Genomic DNA, 21,422 nt, shown 5'->3' with positions numbered 1-21,422 from the left:
CTGCTGCTGGTCATGGGTCAGGCCAGACCGAGCTTCTTCGAGCACGCCGGCCAGGCCGAGTAGCCGCCCCGGTCAGCGCGGACCTTCTCCGCGACCGCGATCTGCTGCTCGCGGCTTGCCTCGTGCGCCGAACCGGTGCCGCCGTAGGCCGCCCAGGTGGCCTGGTCGAACTGCAGCCCACCGGAGTAGCCGTTGCCGGTGTCGATCGCCCAGTCCCCGCCGGACTCGCACTGGGCGAGCCGGTCCCAGGTCGCGGCCTGCGCGCTGCCACCGGCCACCGGTGCGGGTTCGGATCCCTCCGGGTCCCGGGGCTGCTCCCCGTCCTCGGCCGAGCCGCCCTGCGCATCCGGGGCGCTCTGCCCGTCGGAGCTTCCCTGCTCGTCGGAGCCGGTCTGCCCGGCCTCTCCGGCACTGTCGCCCTGCTGGTCACCGGGCTGGTCGGTCTGCTCCGCGCCGGGTCGCGAGATCGGGTCTCCGGCCTGCGGGCTCAGCACGTCGTTGTCGCCCGTGGCGTCGCTGCCGGAACCGGTGTCCGACCCGTCCGCTGCACCGGCGTCGCCGTTGCCGGTGGAGGGCTGGCCGGAGCTGCCGGTCTCGCCCTGCCCCCCGCTGCCGCTCTTCTGCTCATCGGGCTGGGCCGAGCCCGACCCGGCCTCCGACCCAGCGTCGGAACCAGTGCCGGAGTTGGTGTCGGGGCCGGAGCCGATCCCCGCGGCGGCGAGCTTCTCGGCGAGCTGCTCAGCCAGAGGGTCGGCGTCGGCGGCGTCGCGCACCTGCTCGGCCAGCTTCTCCGCCCCGGCCTCCCACGCATCACCCGCGCCCCCGGTACTGGCCTGCTCGGTCGAGGACGACGACTCACCACCGCCCGCCGACGTCGTCGACGAGTCCCCCGCACCCGAGGTCGTCGACGAGTCGGTGTCCGAGGAGCCCGAACCGGTGCCGTCGGAGTCGGCCGTGCCGGTATCCGTGCCGGTGTCGCTCGACCCGGAGCCTGATGAGGCCGGGGAGCCCCCGGAACCCAGGTCGTCGAGCTGGTCGAGCTTGGCCAGGTCCGCGGGGTCGGCCCCGAGCTTCTCCAGCTGCTCACGGTCCAGAACCCCGAGCACGGAGTCGCGGACCTGCCCGGCGTCGGCGTCGGAGCTGGCACCCAGAGCCTGCATCAGCTCACCGACCAGCTGCAACGCGATCCGAGCCTTCTCCAGGTCCTGGGCCGAGCCACCGCCGGAGGAACTGGCGGACTCGCTCGTGCCCGACGAGCTGTCTGATCCCGCCCCGGCACCGGTGTCGCTCGTGGTGTCGTCCGTGCTGCTGGTGCTGTCATCGTCGGACGAGCCGGAGTCCGAATCGCCGGAGGCCGAGCTGCTGGAGTCCGAGGAGTCCGGCTCCGACGGGCGCGAAGGATCGGGGTCCTGTCCGCCGGCGGTACTCGGCGCGCCGGTATCGGGCTGCTCGGCGGCGTCGCCGTCGTCGGCGGGGCTGTCCGAGCCGGTCTCGCCTGTGCCCGGGCTAACGGCGTCTTCGCTGTCGGGCGACGCGTCCGAGGGCGAGTCCTCTTCGGGCGCGGGGTCCGGTGACTCTGCGGGCGCCGCCGGTGCCGGCGGAGGGGCGGCGGGGGCTGCGGTGGCACCGGCGTGGTCGATGCAGGTCTGGGGCAGCGCGGGCTCGGCCTGGCGCTTGGGGTTCGAGGCGGCAGGTCGGCCGGCGGACCCGGCGCTGCTGGGCGTGGGCTTGGGCTTGCCGATCTCGGTGACCGCCTCACCTGCGGAGGTGACCGCACCGACGGCGCTGTCCGCGGCGTTGCCGAGGGACTCGCCCAGCTCGGCGACCGGGCCTGGCGCGGGCGGCGGCGGGTCCTTGGGGAGCAGGTCGGCAGGGGTCGGGCCGAACCCGGCGCGGGCCAGCTTCGCCGCGACCTGCTGCAGGTGCGGATCGGCGGCGTCGAGGGTGTTGAGCTGGTCGGAGACGTCCACGGCCTTCTGCCGCCATCCGGGCGGCTGGGTCGCGGGGGTGAAACCGAGCCCGGCGATCTCGCGGGCCAGCCCCTGAGCCCTGGTGTCGTCGCTGACGGCGAGATCGGCCAGTAACGCCCGGGTCTGGGTGCGGGTCTCGCGGGCGGCGGCGAGCTGGCGCACGGCCTTGCCCTCGTTGCAGCCGACCGCGGTCAGGCCGAGCTGGGCGGGTAGCGGGCTCAGCGAGAACGCGGTCACCCCGACCAGCGCTCCGGCGGTCAGCACCGCGACCGCGGCGCGGCGCGCGGCAGGACCGCGCGAGGACGGGGGGAGGTGCTCGGCCCACGAGGGGCGCGGTGTGCGGTTCCAGGGCATGTCACAGGTCCTCTGTCAGGTGATCCGGGGGCTGTCTCACGAGCAGGTCGGTCGGTCAGTCACCTCCGCGGGACCCGCCACCGGAGTCACCGCGGTCGCCACCGCCATCGCCACCGCGGTCGCTGTCGCCGCCGGAGCCGCCGCCGCTGCGGTCGTCGCTGCTCTGACCGGTGGAGTCGCCGTCACCGCCGCCGAGGGAGACATCGGCGCCGGCGTCGACGCCGTCCTGCCCGGCCGAGACATCGACCCCGACCGAGGCGCCGCCGCCGGTGAGCTCGTACTGGCGGACCCAGTCGACGTGCATCGCCGCACCGCCTGAGGTGTCACCGCCGAAGTAGTCGAGCTGGATGGTCAGGTGCATCGGCCCGGGCGGGTTGTGGGACTTGTCGTCGTCGGTGAACCACGGCTCGCCGTCGACGAGGTAGGTGATCTTGTCCGGGGTCCACTCGACGGCGAAGGCGTGCCACTCGGTGGCGTCGATCTCGACCGAGCCCTGGGTCTGGGAGTTGTCCGAGCCGTAGTGCAGGAAGCCCTCGACCTTCTGCCGGGTCCCGTCGGAGATCTCCATGAAGTCGACCTCGCCGCCCTCGGGCCAGTTCTCCGCGGTCGGCCAGAGCAGGAACAGGGTGTGCAGCGATCCGGCCCCGGGCGGGGACTGGGCGCAGCCCTCCCAGCGCCCGTACTGCTGGCTGTGGGGCGACCAGGCCATCCCGCCTGCGTCGCCGTTCTCCGAGCCGGTGATGGTCAGCTGCCCGTCGGCGACGCTGATCGCGTCCGGGGTCCGGCGGCCGTTGCCGCCGTGGCCGGGTCCGTCGTAGGCGTTCCAGTCCCCGGAGATCGAGGTGCCCTCGAACTCATCAGCCACCTTCGGCTCGCCCCAGCCGAGCGTGTCCGCCGCGGTGGTCTTGCACTTGCTGGCAGCTCCGCCGCCCGAGCCCGTCCCGTCGCCGGAGCTGTTCCCCGGGTCGGAGCCGGTGCCGCCGGAGCCGGTGCCTCCGGAGCCGGTGCCTCCGGAGTCGTTGCTGCCCGAGCCGTTGCCTGTGCTCGGGGCCGTGCCGGTGTCGCTGGAGTCGTTGCTGGACCCACCGGACCCGCCGGAGCCGGACCCGCTTGAGTCGCCGGTGCCGGGCTCGTAGCACTGGGCCGGGATGAAGCCGGGCTTGTTCGCGCCGACGTCGAGCAGTGCGCGGCGCAGCTTCTCCGCACGCGGGGAGGTGTCCCCGCTGAGCTCGGCGAGTACGTGCACCGCGGTGATCCGCCATCCGCACTCGACGCCACCCTCGGGCGCCGCGGCGGGCACGAGCCCGGACGCGGTGAGGGTGGTGGTGAGCGCCAGCGCGGCGCCCACGACCAGCTGGGGACTGATCACCGGGGACCACCGGGGTCGGTCGGCGGGGTGCGGAACCCGTGGCTGGCCAGCCCGTGGGTGCGCCGGCCCTGGAAGCCCTCGGCGACGGTCGCGGCGAGCTCGAGCGCGGCGTCGCGCGCGGCGGGGGTGAGGGCGTCGAAGTCGATGATCCCGCCGGCCTGCAGGTGCGGGTCCGGGGGAAGGACGATCACCGCGCGGCAGCGTTCGGCGAAGAAGTCGCGAATCACGCGGTCGTCGATGTCGGGGCTGTGGCGGTCGTAGGACAGCACCACCACCGCGTCCTCGGTGAGGTGGCGGTATCCGTTGGCGGCCAGCCAGCGGAAGGTGCGAGCGGCGCGGGAGGCGCCGTCGTTGGTCGGCGCACCGACGATGACCAGGGAGTCGGCGTGGCGCAGGCTGCCCTGCATCGCCGAGTGCACGATCCCGGTTCCGGAGTCGGTGATGATCGCGTTGTAGTAGCGGGCCAGCAGCCGCAGCGCGGCCTCGTAGTCGCCCGCGGAGAACGTCTCCGACAGCTCCGGTTCCTGCTCGCTGGTGAGGACCTGCAGGCGCCCGGCGAGATGGGTGTAGCCGGCCAGGTCGGTGTGGGCGCGGATCTCGTCCAGGGCGTAGAGCAGGTCGCGCACGGTGGTCTTCGCGGCCAGGGTCTCGCCGACGAGGCGGTCGCCGAGGGTGCCGGCGTCGGGGTTGGCGTCCATCGCGATGACCCGGTCCCCGCGGTACTCCGCGAGCGCGAGCCCGAGCAGCGCGGACACGGTGGTCTTGCCGATCCCGCCCTTGATGGAGCCGACGACGACGCTGTGCGGGCCGGGCAGCGGGGTCCGGATCTTCTGCAGCTGGTCACGCAGCCGGGCCTCGGCCTCGGACAGTCCGGGGTTCCAGCGGCCGCCGGTCAGCTGGTAGGCGAAGTGGCGCCATCCCTGCTGAGGACGGGAACGACGCTCGCGGACCACCCCCGACAGCACCCCGGTCTGCTCATCCCACGCCGGGCGGAACGCCTGCTGATCCTCCGAGGGACCCGCACCCTGATGAGCGGGGAGGGACGCGGGGGCCGCCGGCGCCGGCGCCGCCGCCGGCGCAGACGGTGGCGCCGGCCGGGCCGCTTCGGCAGCGGGCGCCGCGTCCGTCAGCGGTGGCTCGTCGCGGAAGCGCTCCGGCGCAGGCGCGGGGCGGGACGGCGGGCTGCTCGGCCCGGTGGTTGGCGAGGTGGTCGCCGCGCTCGCCTGCGTGGCCGGGGGCTTGGTCGCGGGGACCTGGGCCCCGTCGTGTCCGGTGGCCGGGGCGGCCCACGCCGCGCCCGCGTCCAGCCAGGACGGGGCGGCAGGGGTGTTGTTGGTGCCGTTCGGTGAGGACGTGGGGGAGGACATCAGCAGCTACCTCGTGGTGGGGGTCAGGAGGAATCGGTGGGACGCAGGTGCGGGTCGACGACCAGGTGGCCGCCGTCGTCACGGGTGATCGGGACCGTCATCCGGACCCAGTTCGCCTCGACCGCCGTCCACGCCGGGTCCGCCTCGGGCGGGGCGCACGACGGGCCGAGCAGCCCGGACAGCTCCACCTCTGCGGACCCGGCGGGGCGCGGGGCCTCGGGCGGCGGGCAGGCGCGCGCGTACGTGGTGACCCGGACGATCACCTCGACGAACACCACCGTGTCGCCGGGCCGGTAGATCCGGCCCGGCAGTGGTGAGTCGGCGCGCTGCCTGCCCGCGCCCGACCACCCCCAGGTGCTGGCCTGGGGGTCAGCGAGCAGAGGCCGCAGCACCTCTGCCCGACGACTCGGGACGTCCTCATCGAAGGACTGGAAGTCGGTGGCGAAACGCCCGGCGAAGCTGGCCGCTTCAAGATCAGAGATCGGCTCCAGCGACCGCACCGAGCGCGAGAAGAACTCCTCGCCCGCAGAACGGCGAACCACCGCGGTGGTGCCGGCGCCTCGGGCGGCCCGGGGCGAGGGCTTGGCCCGGGGCAGGTCAGCGTTGAGCCGGACCTGGGGCCGGGCAAGCTCATCGGCAGGCTCGGGCTCGGGCTCGGACTCGGGGGCGTGCCGATGGCTGCTCTCGGTCGCTGCTGGCTGCTCCTCGACCGCCACGTCCTCTGCTACGGGCTCTACAGGGGCCGGGGCGGTGTTCTGAGAGCTGTCGCGGACGGGCGAGTCGGTGGGGCTCGCAGTAGATGTCTGGTCGGGAGCCTGGTGAGGCGTGGACGGTCGGAGCCGCGTGGGGGCCGGACCGTGGTGGTCGTCGACGTCTCGGTGCGTGTGCAGATCTGTGTAGCGGTCGGGAGCGGGGCTGCCCGGCTGTGGCGCCGGGGCCGCAGCGCCATCGGAGCCGCGCCCCGGCGCTGTCCGCCAGGGCGCACCGTTGGTCGGCACCGGACGGGAACGAATCGGCATCACGCCCTCCGCCCTGCACAGTCTCGCCGCGACCGAAGCGCCATGACCACGACTCCTTCATGCTTCTAGATTCAGAGCTAGCTCTTTATCTTGTTTATAAGATCCGCGGGATACTATCCGCGCACGGTGACCGTTCGTCAACCGATCGTGTTCAGTGCTCCTGGCTCTATCCGGTCGCGGAGCGCCCCGGCTGGGATCCGTGGCTGGGCGCCGCTAGCGTCACGACATCTCGTGTCGAGATCGCGAGGCGGCGTGCGCATGTGGGGGTGACCTGGTGGCAGACGAAGCGCTGGCTAGTGACGCGCCGCGGACGCTGGCTGACAAGCTGAATCGTCTCGCCCGACCACCCGGCAGCACCCGCGCCCTCTACCTCGACGAGATCGTCGAGGGCATCGCCGGAGTAGGTGGCCAGGTCTCGCGCGCCACGCTGAACACCCTGATGCGCGGGCGCAACACCAACCCCCGCCGAAGCACCATCGAGGCGCTGGCCCGGTACTTCCGGGTCTCGGTCTCCTACTTCCTCGACGACCCACACCCGATTGCGACGGCTCAAGAGCACGAGCTTCTGGCGAAGCTGCGCGACCCCGACCTCGCCGCACTGGTCAGCGGCATCAGCGAGCTGCGCCCCGAGACCCGCAGGTCCCTTGCACGCATCGTTGAGGACCTGCGACGGATGCAGACCAGCGAACAAGCTCATCGCTCGTCCTGAGTGGTTGCGGTACCTCCGAGCAACGCCTGGTGGGTTGCGATAGCCGAATCGAGGGCCTCGGCGGCAAGGGCCAGCCACTGCCCCGTGGTCTCACCCGGTGGGCTAGGACGCGCGCTCCGACTCGATCCAACTGCGCCACGAACTGATGTCAGCGCGTGGACGGTGAGGCTGGATAGCGATGTCAGCTCCTGCTCTAGCCGGCTGAGCAGGGCTGCTGGCACTGCATCAAGCTGACGCGTCGCTTCCTGCCGGGGAGCAGACGGGTGAGAACGGCCCAGGGAGCCCCGAAACGCAGCACTTGGCTGGCGCATTCCTCCTCCGTTCCTGCTCGTGCCTCCGTGCCGCTGAGGTGCAGCCGGAGGGGGTGGTCCACGAGGAGACTCAAGTCGCTGCGCCGAAAGTTCCCGCGACGCAAGACCTTTCGAGCAGAGCGACATGGCGCAGGGCCTAAGCCATGGCCCTCGGTGCTGGCGAGATACCTCGCGGTGAGGGGCCGACGGCTGTAGGACAGTGCGGGCCCGGCGGAGGGCGGTAGCGTGATCGAGAACTGGCCTGGCCGGTCACCGGCAGCTACCCGAGGCTCGGAGTGTGCTGCGGGGGGACGACGAAGTGGGTGGGACCATGGACTTGCTGGATGAGAGTCGATTCGCAGGAATTCACACTTTTGTATACGTAGGCTTGCGGTTTGACTGGACTAGCGGAGTCGCAGAGTTCAACTTTCGGCACGAGGGCGACCATGAGGAGCTATCTTTTACCGACGTAGTCGTCTTTCCTCTTCCGGAGGCCGTTCCCGCACAGGAGCAGAGAGAGACATTCGAGCGCGTTCTTGAGTTGCTTTATATTGCAACCGGGACCATCTACTATAAAGCAGTGGCGCCGAGGTCAGTTTCTGTCGAGTCGGTTTCACTCGCCCCGGCAGCAGTGAGGTGGGCCCAGCACTTGTATCGCGACGGGCTAGCCGAGTTCGCATATCGCTGGTCGCTGGAACACGTGCTAGAGGTGCCACTCAAAGCCAATTTCAAAGAATCTCTATCCCCGCGCTGTGACCATGCAGATTCCGGGCGTCCGCCGCTTGTTGGAATGGGAGGTGGCCGGGACTCTCTCGTCGCCCTCGAAGTGTTGTCTGCTGCCGGGTTCGAGCCTGCAACCTTCATGGTGGAGAAACGCGGTCGTGGCGCGAGACCGCTCACCCTTTCTGCGGGAGCGACTCGCGGTCGTGCCTTCGCGGTCACACGACGTCCTGATGAGGACATGCTGCGGAAGCTGGCGAACAACACGTTGCGCATCGGCCACGTCCCGGTGACTGCGATCAACTCCATCGCTGGGGTGGCTCTTTCCGTGCTCCACGGGCTAGGTCCGGTCGTAATGGCGAACGAGCGGTCGGCAAGCGAGGCAAACACAGTCTGGTGCGGCCGCTCGATCAATCATCAGTGGTCGAAGACGTTCGAGGCTGAGCAGCTGCTCAATGAGGCGGTCCGAGATCATGCGGGGATCGACCATGCTAGCTTCTCGTTGCTCGGTGGAATGTCGGAGTTGGTGATCTCTCGACTCTTCGCTGCGACGTCGCGATACGACAACGTTGTGACTAGCTGCAATGTTGCAGCTCGGCGGCCGGGCGGTGGGCGATGGTGCAACGACTGCGCGAAATGCCGGTTCGTCTTCCTAGGACTGGCTCCGTTCATGTCTGCCGAGCGCCTGGTCTCAATTCAGGGGCGCAATTTGCTCGATGACTCCAAGCAGATTTCCGGTTATCGGGAGCTCGTCGGGATGAGTGGGCATAAGCCATTCGAATGTGTCGGCGAGTTGAACGAAGCACGCGTGGCGGTACAGCTTCTGGCTCGCGACCCGCAGTGGCGTGATGCGGTGGTCGTCTCTGATCTCAGCAACCGTCTGCCCCCGGTACGTCAGGCCGACGTCGACAAGGTGTGGCGGGTGGACCCGGCGCCCGGCGCTCCGGTCGCCTACCGCCAGGCGTTGGAGGTATGGCCGGCCTTGGCGAAGGCTGGGCAGGGCGGGTCGTAGGAGCGATCTGGCGACACGAACGTATCCCACGCCCGTTCGGTAAGGGCATCGGCGGTACTTGAGCAGATTCGGCTGATCGCGCGATCGACGCTCAGGTCCCATAGACGGACGACGCGGTCGCGGCCACCGCTGGCCAGGACACCAGGGGGACCGAAGCTGACGGCGTAGATGTTGTCGGTGTGGCCGGTGATCGGCGTCCCGACGAGGCGTCCGCCGTCCGGATTGGTCATGTCCCACAATGCAATCGTGGTGTCGCTGCTGCCAGTGGCGAGCAGGGCGCTGTCCGAGCTCCACGCCACCCCACCGACCGATTCGGTCTGCTCAAGGAGCGGAGGCTCCTCGCGTGGTTGCGCAGGGTCGGCGATGTTCCAGACACGGACGGTGTGGTTGGCGCCGACGCTGGCCAACCGTGTTCCATCGGGGCTGATCGCGATCTTGAAGATGTTGTCGGTGTGGCCGCGGAGGATTCCGGCAGGTCGTGGTTGCGACGGCACCGAAACATCCCACAGTCGCACGTCGTGATCGTTGCCCGCGGTAGCGAGAATCCGGCCGTCTGGGGTGAATGCGGCGGTCGTGACCAACTCGCCAGGGGTGGACACGAGGGGCTCGGACAGCTGAGTCGGCCGTGCTGGGTCATTGAGATCGAACAGCCGGGTGAGACCGTCGGTGGACCCGACCGCCAGGGTCCGGTTGTCCGGACTGATGGCCAGCCCAGCCGCGACAGCGGGGAGTCTGATGTCTGGTCCGGCGCGAACCGGCCTGTAAGGGTCGTGGATGTTCCACATTCGAACTACTGGGCCGCTGGCCGCCGCGAGCACGCTATCGTCCCGAGTGATCGCGATGGAGTCCACGTCGCCGTCGGCCGGCAGCGGGCCGGACGCGCGTTTCGGCAACGTGGGGTCGGTGACGTCCCACAGGTGGACTGAGCGGTCGCCCTTCCCTCCTCCGACGGCCAATGTCTTGTTGTCGTGGCTGAACACCACCGCGGTCGCATTGCCAGCGATTCCTGCCAGGCGTGTCGTGGGAAGCGACCAGATCCGCACGGTGTCGTCCGCACTCCCGGTGATCAGGGTGCGTCCGCCCTCGGCAAAGGCCACGGTGGCCACCCCGCGTTCATGCCCGGCCAGTGGCTCGCCGAGGGGGAAGGGGCGCGTCGGATCACTGATGTTGAAGAGGGTCGCCATGTTGTCTGCACCACCCACTGCGACGGTCTGTTCGTCGGGGCTGATGTCCAAGGACAGGATGGAGGGCGAGGCGTCTGGCCCCCCTCGGGAGGCGCCGAGCAGCCGTGCCTGCGCGGGGTCGGCGACATCCCAGAGGCGTAGCGAGCTATTGCCACCGCCAGTGACCAGGATGTTCCGGGTGGGGCTGAACGCCACGGCATGAGCGATCCCCGTCCCGCTGGGCAGCGGCGAGAGCTCTGCCGGGCGCTGTGGATCGGTGATGTTCCACAGCTTGGTCGAGCCGTCGGGCCCGGCAACGGCCAGTGTGCGGTCATCGGGGCTGATGGCGACGTTGCTGCCATAGACGGCCGTGGTTGTGCCTGGGAGGCGAGAGCCGAGGTCGGCGGGGCGCGCGGGGTTACCGATCTCCCACAGACGAGCACTGCCGTCGGTGGTCACGATGGCTAGTAGACGACCGTCAGTGCTGGTGGCCAGGCCGCTGACCTGTTTGCCGCGCTCGACGGGTAGCTCCGGAGACAGCGGTTCCGGGTGCTGACCATCGCGCATGCCCCAGACCCGGATCGTGCTAGCCGTACCGTTCCGCCCTCCAGCCCCGGTGATCATGATGTGTCGCTGGGGAACGGTGACCATGCTGGTGACCGGGCCGGGCTCGTTCAGTGTCGTCGGTGCAGCGTCTGTAGGCGTAGACGGCCAGAGCCGGATGGTGCCGTCTGCGGACGTGCTGATGATCGTCTTGTCGATCTGTCCGACGGCTCGTACGTTGCCGGTGTGGCCCAGGAGCTGCCGGGACAGAGGCGTGTTTTCCGTGCTGAGCAAGGCGGTGTAAAGGTCGGGGGTGGGCTGCATCCGGTAGGCGGTCAGCCACAGCTGCGCTGACATCGACGTGTCAGTGTCGGCGAGCTGCTTGGCGTGTGCGATCACCTCGGAGAGGATCGCCCGCTGGGAGGCTTGTCGCTCCGCGATGCCCGAGATGACGGCCACGGTGCCTGCCGCCACGATGAGGACCGCGGCAGCGACGACAGCGATCCACTGGCGACGGCGACGCGCCGCCGCGAGCTGTTCCTGCCGATCAGCCTCATCGAGGAACTGGCGCGCCATGTCGTCGGCGACGGTGGCGTGTACCCCTGTGTCGATGACTCGATGAGCATCGGCAAGCACCGTTCCGCGGAGGAGCTGTTCCGGTGGCCGTCCGGCTTCGTCCCACTGCCGCGCGCGCAAAGCGATGCTCTGACGAAGCACGAGGTCAGCTCGTTCGGAGTCGATCGTGTCGCGCAGTAGCTGCCAGGCCCGGATGAGGGCCTCATGGGTGATCTGGACTGTGTCCTCGCCGATGGTGATCAGACGCGCCCGGGCCAGGATCTCCAGGGCCTGGCCTGTGGGGCCATCACCGAGGCCGGGTAGTTGGGCGCGATCCAGAGGGCGGCGGGTGTCATGGCCGGGGTACTCGCCGACTCGTACCAGGCGAACCAGCAACGCCAGCGCGGCGTCCTCGAGCCCGGCTTGCCGCAGCTCCTCCCAGGCCTGATCTGCGGTGTGCGCGACCGCCCCGTCGATGCCCCCGACTCGTTCGTAGGAACGAACCGTCATTGGCCCGGACTGGTTCATCAGACGCAAGACGTGAGAGATGAGCGGCAACTTTCCCTCGACCAGGCCGCCGTCTCTGACCCCCGCGTCGGCGAGCAATCGGTTCACCAGATCGTTTCCGACGGTGATCCCCGCCCGGCGTGCCGGCTCACGGATGGCCTCGGCCAGGGCTTCCCCCGTTAGAGGATCCAGGTTGAACGGTGCATCGAGGGCGGGCTTGGTCACGTCCCCGGAGGTGGTGTACGGGTTCTTCGCTGGTGAGCGGCGTGGCGTCGTGACGTGAGACGGCCACCGCGTGATCTTCATGAGTACCGACCAAGGAACTCACGGAGAGGATCACCACGATGGCCGCACCACACATGATGGACCCTGCGCGGTTGCTGGAGGAGCAGCTGGCCGACGCGTCGCCGGATCTGTTGCGGCAGATGGTCACGACGGTCGCGAACGCGATGCTGTCGGCGCAGGCCGATCAGGTCTGCGGCGCCGGCTACGGCGAACGCAGTCCCGAGCGGACCAACCGCCGCAACGGCTACCGGGCCCGGGAGTGGGACACCCGCGCCGGCACCGTCGAGCTCGCCATCCCCAAGCTGCGGGAGGGCTCGATGTTCCCGGACTGGTTGCTGACTCACCGCCGCCGCGCCGAGCAGGCTCTGGTCACCGTCGTGGCCACGGCCTACCTGCTCGGAGTGTCGACCCGTCGGGTGGAACGCTTGGCCGAGCAGCTCGGGGTCAAGTCGCTGTCGCGCTCGCAGGTCTCGGAGATGGCCGCCCACCTCGACACGCAGGTCGCAGCGTTCCGGGAACGCCCGCTCGATGCCGGGCCCTACACGTTCGTCTGGGTCGACGCGCTGGTGGTGAAGGTCCGTGAGGACGGCCGCGTGGTGAACGTGCACGCTCTGGTCGCGACCGGGGTCAACGCCGACGGGCATCGCGAGATCCTCGGCCTGGACGTCGCCTCGGCCGAGGACGGCGCGGGCTGGTTGGCGTTCCTGCGCGGGCTGGTCGCGCGCGGGCTGTCCGGGGTCCAGCTCGTGACCTCCGACGCCCATCCCGGGCTGGTCTCCGCGATCGGGTCGGCGCTGCCAGGCGCGGCCTGGCAGCGGTGTCGCACCCACTACCTGCGCAACCTGCTCACACGGGTCCCGAAGTCCGCGCAGCCGCACGTCGCGACCCAGGTCCGCACCATCTTCGACCAGGCCGACACCGACGCCGTCACCGCCCAGTACGACCGTGTCGTCGACGCCCTCGATGGCAAGTACCGCGAGGCGGCCGAGCACCTCGACGCCGCTCGCGGCGAGCTGCTGGCCTTCACCGCCTACCCGCGGGAGATCTGGCGCCAGATCTGGTCGAACAACCCCCAGGAACGGTTGAACAAGGAGATCCGCCGCCGGACCGACGTGGTCGGGATCTTCCCCAGCCGCCCGGCCCTGATCCGCCTGGTCGGTGCCGTGCTCGCCGAGCAGAGCGACGAGTGGACCGAGGGCCGCCGCTACATGGGCCTGGAACTACTCGCCAAGTCCCGCATCCGCATCATCAGCACCGAACCCGCACAGGCCACCGGCGCGCCGATGACAACCGAGGCGATGACCGCCTAAACTTGAACCAAGATCACGCGGAGTCGATCTCATACACCAGCTCCGCGGACGTGACCGCGGGCTTGAGCAAGGCGAGCTGTCGAAGTTCCGGATAGAACTCGTTGCGACAGGCGATAACTACAAGCGCGGTGGGGTCGCTCTCGCCGCCTCCAGTCGGGGAGGAGGCGGCAGAAAAAAGCTCTGCAACGAATTGCTGTCGAACTACGTGGTCGAGCTGGAAAACCTCCTCGAATTGGTCGACAACGAGTATCGATCCGTTCCTCGGAGCCGTTTCATCTCCGCTGTCCGACGACGCGGCGTGGCGTTCCCAGAATTCCCGTAGATTCTGCAGCGGCGTCGAGCCGGGCGTGATGACAGCCGCTGGCCAGGAGGCAACCTCTGGGCTCGATGGGAGGCCACGCGTTTCCAACGCTGGGAGCAAACCCGCCGCCAGCAGACTGCTCTTCCCGATCCCCGACTGCCCGAGGACGGCCAGCACAGCGCTATCCGGCGAGCGCTGCAGGGCATCCAGCCGTCCGAGCATCGCCTTGATTTCCCGGTCGCGCCCGAAGAACCGGGCGGCGTCGTCGCGTCCGAACGGTTCCAGGCCCTGATAGACGACCTGGGGAGTGCGCTCACCGCCGTTCCCTCGCCCGGACTCACGGACCGCCTTCTGATAGGCCTCACGCCACCACGCAGGCCGGAGCAGCGTCTCGCGCTGCTGGCGCGTCGGGTTCTTCGTGTGCTCCTTGACTCCCTGAACCACGAGCTCGAGGGCACGGAAATCGGTCGGCAACGTCGTGCCACTGAGCCTTTGCCAACCTCGTGTTCGTACTGGTCAGCGAGTGTCCGGCGTGGCGTGACCTGAGATGGGTGAAGCTCCTGGTAGACGGGCGATTGACTAGATCTGACCGCCTGACCAGGAGCTTCAAGGTGCTGTCCTACCCGTCCGGGATGACCGTGTCCAGCCGCGCCCTGCACGTGTTGTCCGACGCGCTGCGCGCACACCGCAACCAGCGCCGCACCCGGTGGCGCAAGCTCACCCCGGGCCGCCAGGCCCTGCTGGTGATCGCGCACCTGCGCAAGGGCGAGACCTACGCGGATCTGGCCTGTGGATTCGGCGTCGGGACCTCGACGGTGTACCGCTACCTGCGCGAGGCGATCAGGCTGCTCGCCGCGATGGCCCCGACCCTGGAGCAGGCGATCGAGGTCGCGATCGGGAAGGCGTTCGTGATCCTCGACGGGACCCTGCTGCGGATCGATCGGGTCGGCATGGCCGGCGGCTACGACCGCGCGTTCTACTCGGGGAAACACAAGGCCCACGGGTTGAATGTGCAGGTCATCGCCGATCCGATCGGCAGGTTGGTGTGGATCTCCCCGCCGCTGCCCGGTGCACGACACGACATGGGAGCCGCCCGCGAGCACGGGATCATCGATGCTCTGGACCAGCACCAGATCCGGGCGGCAGCCGACACCGCCTACCAGGGCGCCGGCCCGACCGTCGCGGTTCCCCAGCGCCGGCGACGCAAGGACCCCGACACCGGCCGCTACCGGCGGCTGTCGCGGGCGCAGAAGGAGGTCAACGCCGCGCACGCCCGCCGCCGCGGACCGGGCGAGCGGGCCAACGCCGAACTGAAGAACTGGAAAGTCCTCCGCAAGATCCGCTCCAGCCCGAACCGGGCCGACGAACTCATCGCCGCAGTTCAGACCCTCGTGATCGCCAACGCTTGATCAGGTTGGCAAAGGCTCACTTACCCAGCGGTTGACCGTCGGACGCGAGGGCGCCTCGTCATCGCCGATCTGCGCAGCCCACTCAGCGAGCGCACGTGCCGAAGCCGGCCGGGACCCGGGAACGCGCCGCAACGCGTCCAGGTAGCCCACGAACCACTCTGGTGCAGCCACCTACACCCCACCAACCTTCTCACTGAGCAACACGTTCACCGGCTCTGAGCTGCGCAATCACCTCTGACCTACCAGCTCTCGCCCATCAGGTCGGGCGCAGGCCCGGCCTGGATCGGGGCGTGAAACCTCGTCTGGCGGCGAGCTCGGACACTGCCCGCTGCGCTCTCAGTGATCAGTGAGTTCACCCGCCGCAGCCTGCAAGATCTTTCCACCTCGGACTGACACCGCACACCGTGCGTCCCCGCTTCGCAACGCTGAGCAGCCCCGGAGGAGATCGTATAAGCAGAGGTAGCCCCACATGCCCAACTGCACCAGCACACTCGCGCGAACGCGAGCACCGAGTACGCCAGAGGAACTAGTTCCGACGGCTCGCAGCAGTGAGCCGCTGACGAAGAGGCACTGCTCATCGCGGCCTGCCCACGCCGCATTGGCTGCCGCAGCCGCGCACGAAACCTGTGCCTCTCATGACGATTGCATGCTGATGCACGCCCATCTCGCTGGCGACCCCCAGGCGTTCAACGAGCTGATCCGGCGTCACCGCACACTTCTGCGGGTCGTGGCGCTGCGAGTGCTGGAGAACCATCACGACGCCGACGACGCGGTGCAGGACAGTCTCATACGTGCGTTTCGCAGCGCGCATACCTACTCCGGGCGCAGCTCGGTCGGGGCCTGGCTCCGTACCATCGTCGAAAACACTGCGCGCACAGCCGCGCGCAGCCGCAGCCGCGATCAAAATCGCGTGGTCCAGATCGACGGGACGCAACTCGCTGAAGCCGAACAGGTCGGCGGCGATCCCGCAGTCATCGTCGCAAACCGGGAACGTATCGCCTCGGCCCTTGCGCAGATCCCCCTTCAATGGCGGCGGACCTTCGTGCTGGTGAAGATCAACGGACTGTCGTACGCCGAGGCTGCTGAAGTACTCGACATTCCTATCGGGACCGTCCGAAGCCGGATCAACCGTGCCAACGCCGCCCGTGCGAAGCAACGGGCTCAGAAGACCAGCGCCGCCCCGGGAACCATCTAGCATCGTTCGAGAGTCTCCCCTACTGACCAGCATCCACCGCCACTGCTGTGAGATCACCGCCCACGACCGCACCCGAGCGTTCTTCGCTCCGGGCACAGTCGGGCCCGAGGTGATCGCGCGACCACGACGCGGCTCGACACGAGGAACGGCTCACCATCCCGATGGAGCAGAATTCCGAGCTCGCCGCCCGCATAGCCAAGGCGCTGGCAGAGGTCGAAGCAGAGTTCCCCGATCCGCCGAACGCCCACGAGCCGCTCCACGTCCCCGCACACGTCGCCGCCAGGTGGCAGTCCGCCATCGCTCGGGAAGCCGAACGACGCGCCCGCAACTACGACGACGGGGCCCCTTCCACTGGCGACCTCGACTCGATCGAGCCACACCGCGAGGGCACGGCAGAAGAGGATCGTGACCCTCGGGACGATCCGGGTGCCGGGGCAGCGCGGTCCTAAGGCCCCATTCACCCGACCGTCGGTCGAGCGACCAGGGTTGACGGGTGGCGGTAGTTCGGTCGTTGCTCTGGTGTGGCCGCTGGTGCGGCGGTGATGGCGAAGTAGCCGTTGACCAGGATCGGGGCGTCGGGCGACGGGGTGGGGTGGTCGGCTCCGGTGCGGCCGTCGAGGACGACGGGGCCGTTGTCGGTGTAGCCGTAGACCATGCCGTGCCAGGCCGTTGTCACGGTCGGGACGACCCGTCCTGTGTCTCGGGTGATGCGCCACAGCTCGGTGCCGTTGTCGTCGAAGCCGAGTACGGCGTCGGTGTCGTTGTAGGGGGCTAGAGAGCACACGGTGAGGGACTGTTGGTCGCGGCGGCAGGTCCAGCCGGGCTGTCCGTTGAGCGGGCTGTCGAGCTCGCGGCCGGTGGCTGTGTCGATGACTTGGCTGCCGCCCCAGGCGTTGTCGAGGGTGCGTAGGTCTACCAGGGCCCGGGAGGTGCCGAGTGGCGAGACGGAGCTGCCGGCGATCCCGGCCCAGCGGGGCCGGCCGTCAGCGAGGGCCAGGCCTCGTAGCTCGCTGCGGGCGAGGTCGCGGAGCCTGACGACCACGGTGTCGTCGGTGAGTAGCTGTGCGGCGACGTCGGGGGTCGACCACAGCAGCCGACCGGTGGGCAGGTCGACCGCGGCGGTGAGGGCGGCATCGGCGGCCGCGGCGCTGACGACCGCGGTGGTGCCGACGACACCTGTGACGTAGACGGTGAACCCGGTCAGCGACTCCTCGAGCCAGGATCGGGGCAACGGAACCGTCGTCGAGGTGAGGGTCTGGGCGGTCTTCGGGTCGGCCGAGATGAGCTCGATACCGCGCTGGGACGGGGTGGTGCCCTGGCCGGGCTGCTCGACCGGCCACGCTGCGAGCACACGCCGTCCGCTGGGCAGGTCAGCGAGCACCGGTGCACCCAGGATCTCCGGAGCGCCGATCGCGGTCGGTCGGGACAGGTCCAGTCCGCGGAACAGCGGAGCCCGGGGGAATCCGCCCACGATCACCTCGCCCGTGGTCAGGTCGACCCGGGTCAGGCCGGCGTCGGTCAGGGACCAGCCGTAGACGCCGTCGAGGGCCTGCGGTGCAGGGAGCCCGGTGCGGCCGGCGAGGGTGAGCTGCGCCGGGCCGAACACGGTCGGCGGGTCGAACTCCTGCCTGGGGGCAGGCGACGGCGTAGCGGGGGCGGCGGGCCTGGTCGCGGTGCAGGCGACTGACGCCCCAGCGACGGCCACTGCGATGACCCCCGCGAGGGCCACCGCGGTGAGACGGCGGCCGTGGCGCCGGGGTCTAGCGGGTGAACAGGTTGCTGCCGAGGTAGATGTCCCAATCGGCGTCTTCAAGTCCGTGCCCTCCCGAGCGCAGGTGGTAGCTCATGCCTGGGCCGCGGAAGCTCTTCCCGGTGGCCGGTGGCCAGCTGGTGCTCGACAAGCCGGTGTTTCCGAGACCGTAGAGCTCGTAGACCGGGGCGGCACCGAGGTAGGACAGGAACTCGCCCTGGGGGTCGGCGTTGCCGTCGTCGGCGGCGGAGGCGACCACGACCCGGCCGGGCGCGATCAGCGCGAGCAGTTCGTTCTGGTCCACCGGCAGTGCGTCAGCGTTGCCGTCGAAGCGCTTGTAGGTCTCGGGGAACCAGTGCGGGAACTGGGAGTTGATCGCCGAGATCGACTCACCGGCCGAGTCACGACGGGCGAGCTTCGCGCCGGTCGAGCCGGAGTTGTTGGAGATGACCACCGGGAACCGGGGGTCCTGGGCGCCGGCCCACAACGCGGCCTTCCCGCCACGGGAGTGACCGATCACTGCGACCTTGCTCGGGTCGATGCCCGTGCTCGCGGCGTCGGCGGTCTGCAGGTAGTCCATCGCCCGGCTGGCGCCCCAGGCCCACGCGCTGATCGTGCGGCCCGCATCGGCCGGGAGATCCTGCCCTGCCGGGTAGAACGCATTGATCACACCGTCGCGGTAGGACCCTGCGTCGTCCGGAGCTACCTCTTCGGCGTTGAGCGCGGCCAGCGCGTACCCGGCACCAGTGATCTTCGAAGCCGGGGCGTACCCGCCCGAGCTCGGATCGTCGCCGACCGAGCCGCGGTGGTCGATCAGCAGAAACGTGCCCTTCGGCTTACCCGAGGACGGAGTGAAGATCCGCAGGGTGAAACTCGCGCTGCCCTGCGGCCCGGTGACCGTGATCGTGACCTTCTTCGCCGAGCCGTTGCCGCCGGCATCGCGGTAGGTCGTCCCGGTCGGGGCCGGCAGGGTCGTGCCGTAGACGTTCTCCTGGAAGGCATTCAACAGTTCCGGGCGACGCTGCCGCTCCCACTGACGCACGCTGGTGACGCGACCACCCGAGTCCAGAGCGAGCGGATCGGGGACCTCCAGACCGCCCAGCGGAATCGCCGCCAGCACAGCTGAGGTGGCCCCGTTCGGGGCCCGATCGGCGCCGACAGCCGCCACCCGCGCTACCGCTGGCCCAGCCTCCTGGGCGGGGAGCACGGATAGGGCGACCGCCACAGCACCAACAGCCACGCCGATCCGCGCACGCCCACGACGCGGCTGACCCCTCATCCTGCGATCCATTCTGTGATACTGGGAGAGGTTATAGGATTCAGCAGGGAAGATCCAGCGTGGCGCGGTCAGCGATGCCCCGGGGCCGGTCTGAGATCTGGATGTCCACAGGTCGGTCGGGAGACGTAGCCCACGACAGACGGGCTCAGCTCGCTTTGAGCACCGGCCGCGTCCCCTTCGGTGCCGGGGCGTCCAGGTCGGTGACCTGCTCCCCGTCGAGGTGGATACGGCCCGCGGCGAAGTGCTGCGCGATGGCGTCCTCGCCGAGCCACGCGAGCCGGTCTCTCACGGTCGGAACGTCCTGCGGTGCGGTCTCCTCACTCACACTGGCCATCCTGCACCGTGCACACCAGCGGGCTGGGTGCCCGCAGTGGTACGGGGTGTGGGCATGTCGTCCTCCTCGGCTCAGGGTCTCGGTCTAGCGCGCGCCCCTGCCAGCGGCGGTGCCGCTCAGCGGGCAGCCGCAAGGTGGCGCGGGCGCGGCCGGCTCGTAGAGTGACCGGGTCGCTCCGTGCTCCCCCGCGGCGCGTTCAGCTCATGCTGCGGCGACGAGGGGGAACGATCGTGACCGGCCTGCCGACACCACCGACCACCCGGTTCCAGACCGATGTCGCGGGGTGTGCGCTGTCCTCGGCGGGGCAGCAGGACCCCCGGGCCTGCCGGTGCCCGGTGACCCGTGCCGGGCTGCGGCTGGTCCTCGAGCCCGAGCCGCGGCTGTTCCTGTGCTTCGCCTGCGACGAGCACGCCAATCAGCTCGACGCGCCCCGCCCGCTGCGTCCCCGTGACGCCGAGGAGCGCGCCGCTCGCCGCCGCCGCCGCGCACAGGCCGGCCCCGCAGACTCCCCGGCGGCGCCGATGGCGGTGGGCCGTGACGCGGTCGAGCTCCACGCCCGCGCGCTGGCCTGGGCCGCCCGCCACACCCCGACGCCCGCGCACCGCAAGGACCCGGGCCCACCACCGCGGCCGCGGCGGCCGGCCGAGCGAGCCGACCAGCGCGGCCCGGCACCGGCTGCGCGCGATGGGCTGTTGGAGGAGCAGATGCGCGGCTATCAGCAGGCCGCCGACCTCGCGGGCACGCTGCACGAGCTGCCGAGCTGCCTGCGCTCGGCGGTGGTGCACGTCCTGACCGCGGCCCGGGTCGAGCTGTCCAACGGCCGCCCCCTACCGATCGAGGTCCGCCGCGCGGTCACCCACCTCCAGCAGGCGCTGACCGAGATCCACGACGCTGCCCGCCAACACGCTCGGTGAGCCTCCCTCCCGCCCGGGCGCCGGTTGAGCCCGAACGAACAGGGCGGTCCGCTCGGGTACCGCAAGGGTGGGGCTGGATACCGGCAGCGACTCGGACTTCACCCCGGCACCCACGGTCCGACGCTGGCGGGGGATCGCCCCACGTCGCGAACTGGTGCCAGAACCGGACGGAGGTTCAGGACGTGTCTGGGTCGCCGGATGCGGTGGTGCGGGTGTAGAGCAGCAGATCGCCTGGCTGGCAGTTCAGCTCGCGGCAGAGTGCCTGCAGCGTGCTGAAGCGGATCGCACGGGCTCTTCCTGTCTTGAGGTTCGAGAGGTTGGCCATCGTGATACCGACGCGCTGGGAGAGTTCGGTCAAGGTCATCTCTCGGTTGCGAAGGACCTTGTCGAGGGTGACTGTCACGGTCGGCTCGTCCTGCTCAGACGGTGAAGTCATTCTCTTCCTTGTACTCGAGGCCGACCCGCAGGGACTCGCTCAGTACGGCCGTCAGCAAGGCCGTCGCGAGGCCCCAGCCAAGGGGCGCGAGGCTGAGTACGGCACGTAGGGAGCCATCTCCGAGACCGCTCACAGTGACGACCGACGCTGCGGAAGCGAACACCGACCACAGCAGCGCTCCACCGGCCACCAAGAGAGGCAGCTGACGCGCGAGGACGACGACGCGTCGGTCCACTCCACCGTGAGTGATCCGCCCGGTGATCCCGAAGGCGCGCATGGCCGCAGGAACGACAGCGAGCGTGGCCAGGACGAGCAGAATGCCAGCGGGAAGGGCAACCGACAGGGGAGTGGTGGCGAGGGGGATCTCCGCGCTGCCCAGCGAGGCTCGCGGGTCCAAGACGTTGGCTCCGATGGGGGGCTGCGCCAACCCGGTTCGAGCGGGAGCGTCGAACGCGACCGGGACCCGAAGGCCGGCTCCGCCGGCGCCGTAGCCGACCGTCGCGCCGATGACCGTGGTGAGCAGCATGAGCGGGGCGACCACGACCAGCCACAGCAGGGATATGCCCAGAAGGACCCGGAGCACGGTGAGGCTCGCGCTCGCCTGAGTCAGCTTCATCGCATGCCCTCCTTA

At 69.8% G+C, this 21,422-nt stretch carries 16 protein-coding genes and 1 pseudogene; 6 read left to right on the top strand and 11 right to left on the bottom strand.

What is annotated here, in order from left to right:
* Positions 1–17: 17 nt before the first annotated feature.
* From ZF1_RS28135 to ZF1_RS28120, 4 genes and pseudogenes are all read right to left on the bottom strand, one after another.
* Positions 18–254 (bottom strand): annotated as a pseudogene (locus ZF1_RS28135) (transglycosylase family protein); the annotation flags it as partial.
* A gap of 2,125 nt (positions 255–2,379) precedes the next feature.
* Positions 2,380–3,693: a glycoside hydrolase family 16 protein gene (locus tag ZF1_RS28130; RefSeq protein WP_281010772.1), complete on the bottom strand. Its 1,314-nt coding sequence runs from the start codon at positions 3,691–3,693 to the stop codon at positions 2,380–2,382.
* Positions 3,690–4,658, bottom strand: a complete 969-nt coding sequence (locus ZF1_RS28125; RefSeq protein ID WP_405421977.1) for a MinD/ParA family ATP-binding protein — start codon at positions 4,656–4,658, stop codon at positions 3,690–3,692. The genes ZF1_RS28130 and ZF1_RS28125 overlap by 4 nt, the downstream gene beginning before the upstream one ends.
* 425 nt (positions 4,659–5,083) lie before the next feature.
* Positions 5,084–5,776: a hypothetical protein gene (locus tag ZF1_RS28120; RefSeq protein WP_281010774.1), complete on the bottom strand. Its 693-nt coding sequence runs from the start codon at positions 5,774–5,776 to the stop codon at positions 5,084–5,086.
* A 577-nt stretch (positions 5,777–6,353) separates the two neighbouring features.
* Here ZF1_RS28120 and ZF1_RS28115 point away from each other — a divergent pair.
* Together ZF1_RS28115 and ZF1_RS28110 are read left to right on the top strand one after the other, a co-directional pair.
* A complete protein-coding gene (locus tag ZF1_RS28115; RefSeq protein WP_281010775.1) occupies positions 6,354–6,788 on the top strand; it encodes a helix-turn-helix domain-containing protein in 435 nt (144 codons plus the stop codon).
* 621 nt (positions 6,789–7,409) lie between these two features.
* Complete coding sequence (locus tag ZF1_RS28110; RefSeq protein ID WP_482638807.1) at positions 7,410–8,810, top strand: MurL-like N-terminal domain-containing; 1,401 nt, start codon at positions 7,410–7,412, stop codon at positions 8,808–8,810.
* Here ZF1_RS28110 and ZF1_RS28105 read toward each other — a convergent pair.
* Positions 8,750–11,803: a WD40 repeat domain-containing protein gene (locus ZF1_RS28105; RefSeq protein ID WP_482638806.1), complete on the bottom strand. Its 3,054-nt coding sequence runs from the start codon at positions 11,801–11,803 to the stop codon at positions 8,750–8,752. The genes ZF1_RS28110 and ZF1_RS28105 overlap by 61 nt on opposite strands.
* A 119-nt stretch (positions 11,804–11,922) precedes the next feature.
* Here ZF1_RS28105 and ZF1_RS28100 point away from each other — a divergent pair, with 119 nt between their 5' ends.
* Positions 11,923–13,173: an IS256 family transposase gene (locus ZF1_RS28100; RefSeq protein ID WP_281010701.1), complete on the top strand. Its 1,251-nt coding sequence runs from the start codon at positions 11,923–11,925 to the stop codon at positions 13,171–13,173.
* A gap of 13 nt (positions 13,174–13,186) precedes the next feature.
* Here the strand turns inward: ZF1_RS28100 and ZF1_RS28095 are convergent, their stop codons facing one another.
* Positions 13,187–13,918, bottom strand: coding sequence for an nSTAND1 domain-containing NTPase (locus ZF1_RS28095; protein ID WP_482638805.1), 732 nt, complete (start codon positions 13,916–13,918; stop codon positions 13,187–13,189).
* 167 nt (positions 13,919–14,085) lie between these two features.
* Here ZF1_RS28095 and ZF1_RS28090 point away from each other — a divergent pair, with 167 nt between their 5' ends.
* Positions 14,086–14,883: a transposase family protein gene (locus ZF1_RS28090; protein WP_345651138.1), complete on the top strand. Its 798-nt coding sequence runs from the start codon at positions 14,086–14,088 to the stop codon at positions 14,881–14,883.
* Positions 14,884–15,529: 646 nt separating this feature from the next.
* Positions 15,530–16,078, top strand: coding sequence for an RNA polymerase sigma factor (locus ZF1_RS28085; RefSeq protein ID WP_224404233.1), 549 nt, complete (start codon positions 15,530–15,532; stop codon positions 16,076–16,078).
* A gap of 457 nt (positions 16,079–16,535) precedes the next feature.
* On the opposite strand, the gene ZF1_RS28080 is transcribed toward ZF1_RS28085, so the two are convergent.
* The 3 genes from ZF1_RS28080 to ZF1_RS28070 all read right to left on the bottom strand — a co-directional run bounded on the left by ZF1_RS28080 (position 16,536) and on the right by ZF1_RS28070 (position 19,432).
* Positions 16,536–17,684, bottom strand: a complete 1,149-nt coding sequence (locus ZF1_RS28080; RefSeq protein ID WP_357441000.1) for a hypothetical protein — start codon at positions 17,682–17,684, stop codon at positions 16,536–16,538.
* A 154-nt stretch (positions 17,685–17,838) separates the two neighbouring features.
* Positions 17,839–19,035 (bottom strand): glucuronyl esterase domain-containing protein, encoded by a 1,197-nt coding sequence (locus tag ZF1_RS28075; RefSeq protein WP_405421982.1) that lies wholly within the window; start codon positions 19,033–19,035, stop codon positions 17,839–17,841.
* 217 nt (positions 19,036–19,252) lie between these two features.
* On the bottom strand, positions 19,253–19,432 hold the full coding sequence (locus ZF1_RS28070) for a hypothetical protein (RefSeq protein WP_224404236.1): 180 nt from the start codon (positions 19,430–19,432) through the stop codon (positions 19,253–19,255).
* A gap of 239 nt (positions 19,433–19,671) precedes the next feature.
* Between ZF1_RS28070 and ZF1_RS28065 the strand changes: the two genes are divergently transcribed.
* Positions 19,672–20,355 carry a hypothetical protein gene (locus tag ZF1_RS28065; RefSeq protein WP_224404237.1) on the top strand — a complete coding sequence of 228 codons (684 nt, stop codon included), beginning with the start codon at positions 19,672–19,674 and terminating at the stop codon, positions 20,353–20,355.
* 175 nt (positions 20,356–20,530) lie between these two features.
* Here the strand turns inward: ZF1_RS28065 and ZF1_RS28060 are convergent, their stop codons facing one another.
* Both ZF1_RS28060 and ZF1_RS28055 read right to left on the bottom strand, forming a co-directional pair.
* A complete protein-coding gene (locus ZF1_RS28060) occupies positions 20,531–20,758 on the bottom strand; it encodes a helix-turn-helix domain-containing protein (protein ID WP_435827813.1) in 228 nt (75 codons plus the stop codon).
* A 16-nt stretch (positions 20,759–20,774) separates the two neighbouring features.
* Positions 20,775–21,407: a hypothetical protein gene (locus ZF1_RS28055; protein WP_281010782.1), complete on the bottom strand. Its 633-nt coding sequence runs from the start codon at positions 21,405–21,407 to the stop codon at positions 20,775–20,777.
* Positions 21,408–21,422: the final 15 nt, after the last annotated feature.

Source organism: Pseudonocardia sp. ZF1, from assembly GCF_056835605.1.
This window is presented reverse-complemented; position numbering and strand designations above follow the sequence as displayed.